Below are 12076 nucleotides of genomic sequence, written 5' to 3'. Positions count from 1 at the left end.
CCAATGAAATGGTTCTACGATCTTAGAATCGCCACCAAACTGATCACCTCGTTTCTGGTGGTGCTCGCGTTGACCGCCGTCATGGGGGTGTTCTCGATTGTCCAACTCAACGAGGTCAACGGCACAACCATCGATATCCGCGAAAACTGGATGACTTCGATGCGCGCCGCCTCGGGCATGCGTTTCTACGCGGCGAACTATCGCCTCAAGGAAAATCGCCACATTACCGCCGACTCCGAGCAGGAGCGCACGGCCATCGAGCAAGAAGCGGACGAAGCCAAACAGGGTTTCGAAACGCGCCTGGCGACCTATGAAAAACTGATCTCCAATGCCGAAGATCGCCAGCTGTTCGACACCGCCCGCAGTGACTGGGCCGCGTACCTGGCCGTCAGCAAGGACCTGTTCGCACTGTCCCGACAAAATCTGCTCAACGAAGCCCAGACGTTGCTCAAGGGCGAATCCAAACGTCATTTCGATCTGGTGACCGCCGACCTGCAGAAACTGGTCGAGCTCAATGCCGCCGGGGCCGACGTGGCCAGCGCCCATGGTACGGAACTGTATGAGGATGCGCGCCTGTCGATCATTGCCGTGCTGGTTGCCGCCCTGCTGGTGGGCCTGGGCCTGGCGCTGTTCATTTCCCGGATCATTTCCCGTCCCCTGAAACAGGCGGCCTTGGTTGCCGAGCAACTGGCCGAAGGCAACCTGAACGCGAAAATCGAAAGCGGCTCCAAGGACGAAACCGGCATGGTGCTCAACGCCATGCAAAACATGGTGGGCAAGCTGTCCCATATCATCGGTGAAGTGCGCAACGCCGCCGACAACCTGGCCAGCGCCTCCGAAGAAGTCAGCGCCACCGCGCAATCCATGAGCCAGGCCACCAGCGAGCAGGCGGCCAGCGTCGAAGAAACCAGCGCCTCCATCGAACAGATGAGCGCCAGCATCAACCAGAACACCGAAAACGCCAAGGTCACCGACGGCATGGCCAGCAAGGCCGCCAAGGAAGCCACCGACGGCGGTGAATCGGTGCAGCAGACCGTGGTGGCGATGAAGAAAATCGCCCAACGCATCAGCATCATCGATGACATCGCCTACCAGACCAACCTGCTGGCGCTCAACGCTGCAATCGAAGCGGCCCGCGCCGGTGAGCATGGCAAAGGCTTCGCGGTCGTCGCCGCCGAGGTGCGCAAACTGGCTGAACGCAGCCAGGTGGCGGCCCAGGAGATCGGCGAGCTGTCGTCCAGCAGCGTCGACATGGCTGAGAAAGCCGGGCACCTGCTGAACGAAATGGTCCCGTCCATCAACAAGACCTCGGACCTGGTGCAGGAAATCAGCGCCGCTTCCGAAGAACAGGCCGCCGGCGTGGCGCAGATCAACACAGCCATGACCCAGCTCAACCAGGTGACCCAGCAGAATGCTTCCAGCAGCGAAGAATTGGCCGCCACCGCAGAAGAAATGAGCAGCCAGGCCGAACAGCTGCAACAGGCCATGAGCTTCTTCACCCTGGACGCGCCGGCCAAATCGGCCAGCCAGCCACTGAAGGTGGACAACACGCCCGGCCCGTCCAGTCGCAAGACAGCCCGTGCGCCCGCGGCGGTGATGCCCAAGGCATTTGCCTACAACATGGCCAGCGCGCCAGACGAATCCGAATTCACCCGGTTCTGACGGTCCGGCCCTACGGGCTTCGCTTAAAAGGAGAAAAGGCATGGGCGCCATCGCGACCACACGTCAAGCCGCCATCGCGGTTGAGGAAGAAGCGCAATACCTGACGTTTATGCTCGGCACGGAGATGTTTGCCATCGGCATCCTGTGCATCAAAGAAATCATCGAGTACGGCAACCTGACGGTGGTGCCGATGATGCCGGCCTTCGTACGCGGGGTGATCAACCTGCGCGGCGCGGTCGTGCCGGTGGTGGACCTGTCGGCCCGGTTCGGCCGACAGAACTCGGCGATCACCCGGCGTTCGTGCGTGGTGATCATCGAGGCCAACACCGAGGACGGCCCCGCCCAGGACATCGGCCTGCTGGTGGACACGGTGTCGGCGGTGCTGGAGATCCCGGCTTCGCAGATCGAACCGCCACCGAGTTTCGGGGCGAAGATCCGCGCCGATTTCATCAGCGGCATGGCCAAGGTCGACGGTAAGTTCGTGATCGTACTGGAGGTGGACCGAGTGCTGTCCATCGATGAAATGTCGCAACTGGCCCAGGCCAGCCCTGCCGCGCTGGAAGCTGAAAACCAATGAACGCAGACACCTGCAAGGAACGCACTGTGAACTCATTGGCGCTCAATGACCGTGAGTTCAGCCAGTTTCAAGCCTGGCTGTATCAAGCCGCGGGCATCAACCTGTCACCGGCCAAGAAGGCCCTGGTGGCCGGGCGGTTGTTCAAGCGCCTCAAGCACTATGAGCTGGGCAGTTATGGCGAGTATTTCAAGCTGATCATGAGCGGCCAGCGCACCGAGGAATTGCAGGTGGCGCTGGACCTGCTCACCACCAACGAAACCTACTTTTTCCGCGAGCCCAAGCACTTCGATTTCCTGCGCGAACATGTGCTGCCCCATGCAACGCCGGGTAAAACCTTCCGCCTGTGGAGCGCCGCCAGTTCCTCGGGTGAAGAGCCCTACAGCCTGGCCATGACCCTGGCCGAAGGGCTGGGCACCACACCTTGGGAAATCATCGGTTCAGACATCAGCAGCCAGGTACTGGCCAAGGCCCGTTCCGGACATTACCCCATGGAACGCGCCCGTACCCTGCCCCAACCGTTGCTGGTGAAATATTGCCTGAAGGGCACCGGCAGCCAGCAAGGCACATTCCTCATCGACCGGGCGTTGCGCAGCCGGGTCAACTTCATCCAGGTCAACCTCAACGACACCTTGCCGGAGCTGGGCGAGTTCGATGTCATTTTCCTGCGCAACGTCATGATCTATTTCGACCAACCCACCAAAAGCAAAGTGGTCGCCCGATTGCTCCCGCGGCTCAAGTCCGGCGGGTATTTCATCGTGAGCCACTCCGAAAGCCTCAACGGCGTATCCGATGCGTTGAAACTGGTGGCACCTTCGATTTATCGCAAGCCATGAGCGCCGCGCTCAAGCAAATGCCCGAGGTGTATCTGGCGCCCGGCGAGTTTCGTTTCGCCACCAGCCCGACTCGCCTGCGCACCATTCTCGGCTCTTGCGTGGCCGTCACCCTGTGGCATCCGGAGCGCAAGATCGGCGGCATGTGCCATTACATGTTGCCCAGCCGGGCGCGCTGCTCCACGGCGCTGAACGGCATGTACGCCGACGAAGCCATCGAACTGTTCGTCCGCCAGGCAAAGGCCCATCGCACCGAACCCGAGGATTACCAACTCAAGCTGTTCGGCGGCGGCGAAATGTTCCCGGAGCTGCAACGCCAGGTGCCGTTCGGCGACGTGGCGCGGATGAACGTCAACGCAGCGCTGGAAATGGCCGCGCTGTACCGCCTGGACCTGATCGCCCAGGACATGGGCAGCACCGGCTACCGAAGCATCATCTTTGACCTGTGCAGCGGCGACGTGTGGGTCAGGCATCAACCGATAAGGACCCGGCATTAACCATGTCAAAAAAGATAAATGTACTGCTGGTGGATGACTCTGCCGTGGTTCGCCAGGTACTGCTGGCGATCCTCAGCGACACGCCGGACATCCATGTGATGGGTGCGGCGTCCGATCCGATTTTCGCCATGGACAAACTGGCCCGGGAGTGGCCCGACGTGATCGTGCTGGATGTGGAGATGCCGCGCATGGACGGCATCACCTTCCTGAAGAAAATCATGAGCGAGCGTCCCACGCCGGTGGTGATCTGCTCGTCCCTGACGCCCAGGGGCGCCGAAACCACCTTGCAAGCCATGGCCGCCGGCGCGGTGGAAATCATCACCAAGCCCACCAGCGGCCTGAAGAATTTCCTGCTGGAGTCGGCACCGGAGCTGATATCGGCCATTCGCGCCGCCGCCCAGGTCAACGTCAAAAACCTGGGCCGGCGCCCTGCCCCGGCGCCGCTGACCCCAGCCACCAAACTCACTGCCGATGCCATGCTGCCAGCCGCCAACGGCCATGCCATGGCCCAGACCACCGAACGCATCGTCGCCCTCGGCACGTCCACCGGCGGCACCCAGGCCCTGGAAGCGGTGCTGACCGCCTTGCCACGGGTGTGCCCAGGCATCGTCATCGTCCAGCACATGCCGGAAAAATTCACCGCCTCGTTTGCCGCCCGACTCAACAGCCTGTGCCAGATTGAAGTACGCGAAGCCCGCAACAACGACCGTATCCACCCGGGCCTGGCCCTCATCGCCCCAGGCGGCAAACACATGATGGTGACCCGCAGCGGCGCGTTCTATCACGTACAAGTGGTGGATGGCCCCCTGGTCAACCGCCACCGCCCATCGGTGGACGTGCTGTTTCGCTCAGTAGCCAAATTCGCCGGCCGCAACGCCACCGGCATCATCATGACCGGCATGGGCGACGACGGCGCCCGCGGCCTGAAAGAAATGCTCGACGCCGGCAGCAGCACCGTGGCCCAGGACGAAGCCAGCTGCGTGGTCTTCGGCATGCCCAAGGAAGCCATCAAACTCAACGCCGCGCAGCGGGTGATGGGGTTGCAGGAGATTGCCCAGGTGATTTTGCATCGGTAGGCGCTAAGGACTGCTCCCCGATCCACACAGAACTCATTGTGGGAGCAAGGCTTGCCCGCGATGCAGGCGATGCAATCTTTCAGCAACCGAGGCGCCTGCTTCGCGAGCAAGCTTTGCTCCCACAACGGGGATAAATCCCCTCGCCACAAAAAGCGACCGGGTTTGCTTCAGTATTCCGCTGAAGCATTCCTTTGCCACAGGGCCACCTTGTCTGCAGGCTTGTGTCTACACCGGAGAAATCGTTGCCAGCACGCCAATCAAAAGGGTCAGTGCCAAAAAACCACCCAAAAAAATCGCCATCTTCGTCATGAGCCCACCCGATAGAAAAGTTTGCAGTACACGGGCCGTCTGCCAGGCAAACCGCAACGGTATTCTGGGGTGGGGATTGGGTTCATTACAGAGTCAGGTGTCGCGAGAAAATGCGGATCAGCATACAAGGCACTAAGAGTCGGTGAATGCTGCGCCACTGGGGACGTATTGCACAGCCAATGAGTTTCGTAGGGAAACCTTTTTGCTACTTAACCAACCGGGTATCCAGTCCGAACCGCTCCTGGGAAACAAGCCTGAACCGATCCGCCGCCAAATCGCAGCTCACCAGCAGATTCCAGGAATGCTGAGTCACCGCCGATGGAATCAGCACGAAAGGATGCTGCGCCAGCAGCTCTTCAGCAAACTGCTGCTGGTTGGGCGAGGGTCGAGCCGGAACAAGCCAGTTCGGGTTCGGCACGTCTTCGGCCTGAACCACTTTGATAAGCGCCGGATCCAGCACTTCAAAACATGTCAGTAGGTAAGGTACCCGGTCTAACGCGTCGAATCCCAGATGGGCCGCGACCTCCAGAATAGCCGTAGACGGGTCAGCCGAAGCATAGATGACCCGCCGCCCGGGGGGATTCCAACGCCCACCGGTTCGTTGCGCGCCAATGCCGCTGTCCCACGTCTGCTTGTAGACCTCGCGGTCAAGACGCCAGGCGTGCCACCGTCCATCCCAGGGCAGAGGATTCATTGATAAACCCCGTGCTCAATCCGGGTCAGGTAATCCTCCAGCACCTGAAAACCCAGTGAACTGTCGATTAGCTCCAATGGCACATAACCGTCCAGGTATTTGCAGGGTTTCTTGAGCCAGTCCTCAGCCAACGACTGGCTACCAAAGACATTGGTAGCGTGCTCCAGGGTCTGGGCATACTGAAAAGCCACCGTACTCTGCTGCTGGTTCAGGCGTATCGGCTTGGTCTCCTTCGCCAGACGCTGGACGGTTCTGACGGACCTTCCAGTGATGCGCTGAACCAGGTCGTGCTCCATGTACAGAGCGGACGTGGAAAGCATGTCCTTGACGTCGCTCAGGTAAAAGCCCTCTTGCGTGTACCGGATGATCAGCAAGCGCTCATCACCTTTGCGGCCATGCAGCAGCACCTCCGTTGGCTTTCTGGCGACGTCTGTTACCCTCGTCCCCGCCCCAGTTTTCGCCGTGGATTTGACGGCGGGTTTGTCTGCTTGTTTGGCTTCGGACATGACGTTGACCTCAGTGCGACATTTGACGCAATCATAGCGCCAAATGTCGTCACAGCGAAAACTCCGTTTGTCAGCCTTTGCGTATAAGGTTTCAGGCATCGATCTGTCCTCACGATATAAAACGAAGCTGAGCGTGCCGGATTCCACACCGAGCGCAGCGACAACGTCAGATCGTAAGTGCGGTGCTTCCCAAGGCCAACCCTAAAAAGTTGTCAGAGACTTCCTCGATTTATCCCAACGTGATCATTGGTCGTAAGACGCTATTCAATGACGGCCCATGCGGCGACAACATCCGACGTCATTGCCTACAACCACTACAGAATCAGCTGGCTTTTGCCCCGTTCGCTGCCCCGATCCCCGCTACCCCATCCACTTCCATTTCATCCCGGTTTACGACTGGGTCGAGGAACTGTTTTGGAAAGATGCGCGGTATAGGCTGCAGGAGACGTTTGGCACTCAAGAGAATGCCCTAACATTGGCCGATGGCGCAGAGCTGAGCTCCCCGAGGCATCCAGTCAGTGCAGCGTCCACTTCTCCATAACCCTCTCCTTTGCCAGTAGTCAAACATTCCATTGGTTCTTGCACTCCATCAGGAAATCGATAAAGGCACGCACGCGCAGCGGAACGTGACGACCGTGCGGATACAGCAGAGTAAAGGGTCGGGACCGACCACCGAACACCTGGAGAACCTCGACTAGACTGCCCTCCTCCAGTTCTCGCTCGACGATAAAGCGATAGGTCTGGAACAGGCCTGCGCCGTTCTTGGCCAAGGTCACGCCGCCGAGAACATCGTCGGAGCAACAATAATTACCGGTGGCCAGGATCTCGCGTTCCTTGCCATTCTCGCTAAATAGCCAAGGAATACGCCGGCCACTACTGGGCAATTCGAACTGGATGCACTCGCAGTTCTCGAGGTCTTCCAGGCTCGACGGGATACCATTCCGAGTCAGATACTCCGGTGTTGCCACCACGACCAACCGGGCATCTTCAAGATGGCGCGCAATGAGCGTAGAGTCGGGCTGAGCTCGCACCCGAATTGCCAGATCATAGCCCTCCCCCACGAAATCTATATTTCTGTTGCTCAGGTGGATGTCGATGTTCACTCCCGGGTGACGCTCCCTGAAACGCGGCAACAACGGGAGGATTCGGTGGTGGCCGTAGGTTGTAGGAATGCTGATGCGCAACTCTCCCGTCGGTTCGAGCTGTTTGCCCATCACTTCACGCTCAGCCTCCACCAATTGGGCCAACGCCTCGCGACACTGCTCAAAGTAAGCACGACCGCTTTCCGTCAATCTAATACTGCGCGTCGTTCGCACGAACAGACGTGTCGCAAGACGCTCTTCCATCCGCGATATCGAACGACTCACCGCCGCTGGGGTGACGCCAGCGCAAAGCGCTGCTGCAGTAAAACTCCCCTCTTCAGCGGCGAGGCAAAAAAGCTCGATGCTGCCAAGCTGAAGGTCATCAAAGTGGCGCTTGACCATTAGTTACACCAAGTATCAACTGAAGTGTAAAATCCTACATTTATCTAAACTCCTAGTACAAATATAGTTCCTCCAACTACGACGAACAGGTACTTGCCGGAGTCGGCCTCATGGCATGAGTTGTTTCGACTGGTGGGCAGGTGCAGATCAAGCTTCTTGCGAATATGGTGCATTGTCTCGCTGGGCCAGCGGCAAGGGTCTGCAACGCCACCTCGCACATGCCGCTGAACCAATGCGGACGTGAAAACGATCAGAAATTACCGGGTTTCCCGAGTCTGACGAGTCCTTCCCGAAGGCCGTTACGGCTGCGGTACTTCTCTTTTGCTACCTGCGAGGAATGCTCACATGCGACTCGACATTGAACACTTACGAACGGCTCTGTCTGCCTATCCGCGAATCGCTCTGCTGGAAAGCGCAACCCCGATCCAGAAACTGTCACGGCTCAGTGCCCTGCCAACGATGAGGGGGTGCAACCTCTACGTAAAACGAGACGACCTCACCGGATTGGGCGGTGGTGGCAACAAACTGCGCAAGCTCGAGTTTCTGCTAGGTGAGGCGATCGCTGCTGGAGCAGATACCTTGGTGACCTGGGGCGGGCTGCAATCCAATCATGCCCGACTGACCGCTGCAGTCGCCGCCCGCCACGGCCTCGCCTGCGAGCTGATTCTGACCCAATCGCCAATCCGCGACGATGAAGACTACCGACTGAACGGCAACGTGCTACTCGATACACTGTTCGGCGCCGGCGTCCATCAACTGCCCGTGGGGGAGGCTGCCGAACCCTACGCGCTGGAGTTGGTCGAGCAATTGCAGCGCCAAGGCCGCAGGACCTTCGTAATGCCTCTCGGTGGCTCCAGTGCGCGCGGGAGCCTGGGCTATGCGGCTTGCGCCGCCGAGATTCTCGGGCAGGCCGACACCTTTGGCCTGCAGTTCGAGCGGATCATTATTCCCAATGGCAGCAGCGGCACCCACTCAGGCCTGTTGGCAGGGCTCACTATCGCCGGCTCATCAACCCAGGTGCAGGGCTATTCCGTGCTGGGCCCGGTGGGGCCAACGCTTGACGTGACGCGGGAAAAAACCCAGGCCGTCCTGAAGCTACTTGGTAGCACTGCGGTGTTGCCCACTGAGGCGCTGCAAATCGACGACTCTCAACGAGGAAGTGCTTACGGCGCCCCGACCGATAGCATGCTGGCGGCAACCAGAACCCTTGCCTCCCAGGAGGGGCTGCTAATCGACCCAGTCTATGGTGGCAAGGCCTTCGCGGGTTTGCTGGAATCCGTCACCCGTGGTGATCACTCTGCCGGCAGCAACCTGCTGTTCATCATGACTGGTGGATTACCTGGGATCTTTGCCTATAGAACCGCCTACAGCTGACAAGCATCGCCCCGGTTAACATGCTGGCGTCATCCTGCCCAAGCCCTTCATCGACTACACCCCGAGGATCTGGAGAGCCTGTTAGATACAAACCCTACAGATCCGGGCGGAACATTCGTTCGCAGCTAGCGTAGATGGGGCCGATGGCGAATTCAGGTGATCGCTATTTATTCAACAAAGTCTGCCAAGTGTAGCCGCTGGTATAGTCAAAATAGTCGCCAGTCTGCCAGGGTCAGCTACTTTCGCTTGAAGGCCTTCCAACGAGCCTCGCGTTCGCCAAGGAAGCGATTGCTTATCGACGCTTCGAGGTCCTTGCGTTCCACGGAGACGCCACAGTGAGGGCAAACGTTGGCCACTCCAACGTCATGACCACAATCGCGATGCACGAAACGTACTGCTAATCCCTCATCCCCATTCTTGCACCACTTTTCGCCCCAGGCTCGCAACGCGTAAATCACGGGATAGAAGTCCCCTCCCTTGCCGGTGAGGTGGTATTCGTAGCGCAGCGGCTTTTCGCTGTAAGGCCGACGTTCGACCAGACCGTCGGCTTCCAGCGCTTTCAGGCGCGAGGTCAGCATCTGCGGCGTAGCCCCGGTCTGGATCTGCATTTCCTCGAAGCGTGTCGCGCCCATGTACAGCTCGCGAAGAACCAGAATCGTCCATTTGTCACCTACCACATCCACCGAGCGTGCAACCGGGCACACCGTACTATTCGTCTTGTCCTGCATCGTCATCACGCTGTTTGTCCCACTATAACTATGTTTTTCACAGTAACACTGTCACGCCTGCCAAGCCTCAAGAAACCAGATATGAGACCGATAAATCCGCTGTTACTATGTTTTTCATAGTCTCATGAGTCATACTGAGGTTCACGCCGCCGCAAGGGCAAATTGAAGCAGATGTCCGTGCAGGCAAAAAACCTCTCACTCCAACATCCTTTCAACTGGAACACTGCCATGACTCATCCTGTGTATTCCCCTGCGCGAACCGGCCTGCTGCTAGTCGATCCCTATAACGATTTCCTGTCCGAGGGCGGTAAGCTGTTCCCCATGCTGAAAGGCGTCGCGGATGACGTTCATCTGCTCGACAACCTACGCACCTGCCTCGCCGCCGCTCGGGAACACAGCTTCCAGGTGTTCTACGTACCGCATCGGCGCTGGCAGGTCGGCGACTACGATCACTGGGATCACCCCAACCCGACCCAACGCTTGATCCAGCAACGCCATACCTTCGCCAAAGGTACCTGGGGCGGTGAATGGCATCCCGACTTCGTACCGCAACAGGGCGACATCATCATCCAGGAGCACTGGGGTCAGAGTGGGTTCGCCAATACCGACCTCGACTTCCGGCTCAAGCAGCAAGGCATCACGCATGTGATCGTTGTTGGTCTGCTGGCAAACACTTGTATCGAATCGACGGCGCGCTTCGCCATGGAGCTCGGCTATCACGTCACTCTGGTACGCGATGCGACAGCGGCATTCAACAAGGAAATGATGCACGCGGCGCACGAACTGAACGGGCCGACTTTTGCCCACAGTATCGTCGACACCCAAGGGCTTCTACTGGCCCTACTAAAGCAGTAAAGGGGCCACGCCATGCCTGTCTCATCCGCAGCCCCGCAAGCAATCTCCAGTCGCCTTGTCGCCCTGATGGCCTTCTGCTGCGCCCTTGCCGTATCGACAATCTACTATCATCAGCCATTGCTGCCCCAGATAGCTGCGTCGTTTGGCTTGGCGCCAACACACGCTGGCCTGATCGCCACGTTGACACAGCTCGGCTATGCGGCGGGCCTGCTGCTAATCGTGCCACTCGCCGATTGCCGGCAGCCACGCCAGATCGCGCTGCTGGCCATTGCTGTGAATGCCGTTGCTTTGATCGTCTGCGCCGCCGCGCCGAGCTTCACGCTGCTGTGCGTGAGCTGCGTCGTGGTTGGCGTGACCGCGATTACCGCACAGATCATCATTCCAGTACTCTCGGGATTGGCCACACTGACTGAACGCGGGCGGATAGTCGGCGGCCTGCTCAGTGGTCTCTCGGCAGGCCTTCTGCTGGCACGCACAATAGGAGGGGTAGTCGGTGCATACACCGGATGGCGAGTCGTCTTCATAATGGCTTCGCTCACCGATGTACTACTGCTGATAATTGTTGCCAGGAGCCTGCCCGCTACCGCGAACTTGACCGCTATCCCATATGCCGGGCTCATGCGGTCGCTGGGCAGCTTGGTCCTTGAGGAACGAGTATTGCGCTACTGCGCAGCGGGCGGGCTTATGACGTTCGCTGGGTTCAGCGCGCTATGGGCCAGCCTCGCCGCGCTGCTGGCACAGCCACCTTACGAGTTCGACTCTGCCACCATCGGCTTGTTTGGTCTGGTCGCATTGCTGGGCATTGCCCTGTCGCCATGTATCGGTGTCCTGGCTGATCGCCTGGGCGCACGTACCATGGTTCTCGCCGGGGCGGTAGCCCTCACTGTGGGATTTGCGTTCATCGCTGCAGGCGGACAAAGCCTCGGCTCCCTGATCGTCGGCATGGTGCTGCTCGACTTTGGCAATCGTGCCGGCCTGATTGCCAACCAGGCACGCGTATTCACCTTACGCCCTGAGGCCCGAAGCCGACTCAATACCGTGTTCATGGGAGCGTACTTCCTGGGTGGAGCCGTCGGTGCTGCACTAGGGAACTACGGAGTGCACCAGTCTGGCTGGATAGGTCTTGCCGTAGTTGGCACCTTGCTTGCTCTTGGGGCCACGGTGATCAATGTTCTTTCTCCCCGTGAGCCGAGCTCAACGCCCGCAGAGGCTCGCTCATAAGCCAACTGCTCACTATGCGCTTAAAACAAAAGGACAGGCGGCAACGGTATCGCACTCTCTGGGATCCCACGCCGGACGACGGCGCGACCGCCCTTACTAATGCCGATTCACATACCGAGTTGCTTGCCGAATATGCGCTGACGAACCTGGCAAGCATTTCGGACAGGCTCTCATTCAAACTCATTACATCATGTTACTAGTTATATTCTATAACACGCATTTATTGCGAAATAGTTAAGGCTTACATTGCAATCCATCGCCTA

Annotated in this window: 12 protein-coding genes and 1 pseudogene; 9 read left to right on the top strand and 4 right to left on the bottom strand. The window is 58.9% G+C overall.

The genetic code is table 11. The features are described 5' to 3' along the window. Positions 1-3: 3 nt before the first annotated feature. Genes QOM08_RS10700 through QOM08_RS10680 form a run of 5 tightly spaced genes read left to right on the top strand, consistent with a single transcriptional unit; the run spans position 4 to position 4642 of the window. The gene (locus tag QOM08_RS10700; protein WP_316912941.1) at positions 4-1662 is read left to right on the top strand and encodes a methyl-accepting chemotaxis protein; all 1659 of its coding nucleotides are present in this window, start codon (positions 4-6) and stop codon (positions 1660-1662) included. A gap of 40 nt (positions 1663-1702) precedes the next feature. Beyond that, the gene (locus QOM08_RS10695; RefSeq protein WP_047227661.1) at positions 1703-2239 is read left to right on the top strand and encodes a chemotaxis protein CheW; all 537 of its coding nucleotides are present in this window, start codon (positions 1703-1705) and stop codon (positions 2237-2239) included. Further along, a complete protein-coding gene (locus tag QOM08_RS10690) occupies positions 2236-3072 on the top strand; it encodes a CheR family methyltransferase (RefSeq protein WP_047227662.1) in 837 nt (278 codons plus the stop codon). The genes QOM08_RS10695 and QOM08_RS10690 overlap by 4 nt, the downstream gene beginning before the upstream one ends. Beyond that, on the top strand, positions 3069-3566 hold the full coding sequence (gene cheD, locus QOM08_RS10685; RefSeq protein WP_047227663.1) for a chemoreceptor glutamine deamidase CheD: 498 nt from the start codon (positions 3069-3071) through the stop codon (positions 3564-3566). Before QOM08_RS10690 ends, cheD begins: the two co-directional genes overlap by 4 nt. Positions 3567-3568: 2 nt before the next feature. Next, the gene (locus QOM08_RS10680) at positions 3569-4642 is read left to right on the top strand and encodes a chemotaxis response regulator protein-glutamate methylesterase (RefSeq protein ID WP_047227664.1); all 1074 of its coding nucleotides are present in this window, start codon (positions 3569-3571) and stop codon (positions 4640-4642) included. Between the two features lie 514 nt (positions 4643-5156). On the opposite strand, the gene QOM08_RS10675 is transcribed toward QOM08_RS10680, so the two are convergent. Together QOM08_RS10675 and QOM08_RS10670 are read right to left on the bottom strand one after the other, a co-directional pair. Next, positions 5157-5645, bottom strand: a complete 489-nt coding sequence (locus QOM08_RS10675; RefSeq protein WP_139050596.1) for an RES family NAD+ phosphorylase — start codon at positions 5643-5645, stop codon at positions 5157-5159. Next, a complete protein-coding gene (locus tag QOM08_RS10670) occupies positions 5642-6151 on the bottom strand; it encodes an antitoxin Xre/MbcA/ParS toxin-binding domain-containing protein (protein ID WP_139050597.1) in 510 nt (169 codons plus the stop codon). Before QOM08_RS10670 ends, QOM08_RS10675 begins: the two co-directional genes overlap by 4 nt. A 355-nt stretch (positions 6152-6506) precedes the next feature. Between QOM08_RS10670 and QOM08_RS10665 the strand changes: the two are divergent. After that, positions 6507-6650, top strand: a pseudogene (locus tag QOM08_RS10665) (HIT family protein); the annotation flags it as partial. A 61-nt stretch (positions 6651-6711) separates the two neighbouring features. Here the strand turns inward: QOM08_RS10665 and QOM08_RS10660 are convergent. After that, positions 6712-7635: a LysR family transcriptional regulator gene (locus QOM08_RS10660; RefSeq protein WP_188252378.1), complete on the bottom strand. Its 924-nt coding sequence runs from the start codon at positions 7633-7635 to the stop codon at positions 6712-6714. Positions 7636-7980: 345 nt separating this feature from the next. On the opposite strand from QOM08_RS10660, the gene QOM08_RS10655 reads away from it, so the two are divergent. Next, positions 7981-9009, top strand: a complete 1029-nt coding sequence (locus tag QOM08_RS10655; RefSeq protein WP_316912940.1) for a D-cysteine desulfhydrase family protein — start codon at positions 7981-7983, stop codon at positions 9007-9009. 236 nt (positions 9010-9245) lie between these two features. On the opposite strand, the gene QOM08_RS10650 is transcribed toward QOM08_RS10655, so the two are convergent. Beyond that, positions 9246-9743: a winged helix-turn-helix transcriptional regulator gene (locus QOM08_RS10650; RefSeq protein ID WP_171061393.1), complete on the bottom strand. Its 498-nt coding sequence runs from the start codon at positions 9741-9743 to the stop codon at positions 9246-9248. A gap of 222 nt (positions 9744-9965) precedes the next feature. On the opposite strand from QOM08_RS10650, the gene QOM08_RS10645 reads away from it, so the two are divergent. Both QOM08_RS10645 and QOM08_RS10640 read left to right on the top strand, forming a co-directional pair. Further along, on the top strand, positions 9966-10592 hold the full coding sequence (locus QOM08_RS10645; RefSeq protein ID WP_139050600.1) for an isochorismatase family cysteine hydrolase: 627 nt from the start codon (positions 9966-9968) through the stop codon (positions 10590-10592). A 12-nt stretch (positions 10593-10604) separates the two neighbouring features. Next, the gene (locus QOM08_RS10640) at positions 10605-11813 is read left to right on the top strand and encodes an MFS transporter (RefSeq protein WP_139050601.1); all 1209 of its coding nucleotides are present in this window, start codon (positions 10605-10607) and stop codon (positions 11811-11813) included. Positions 11814-12076 lie beyond the last annotated feature (263 nt).

Source organism: Pseudomonas sp. P105 (genome assembly GCF_032614175.1).
Classification (GTDB): Bacteria; Pseudomonadota; Gammaproteobacteria; order Pseudomonadales; family Pseudomonadaceae; genus Aquipseudomonas; species Aquipseudomonas rhizophila.
The sequence above is the reverse complement of the archived record's forward strand: the minus strand, read 5'-3'. Positions and strand labels throughout refer to the sequence as shown.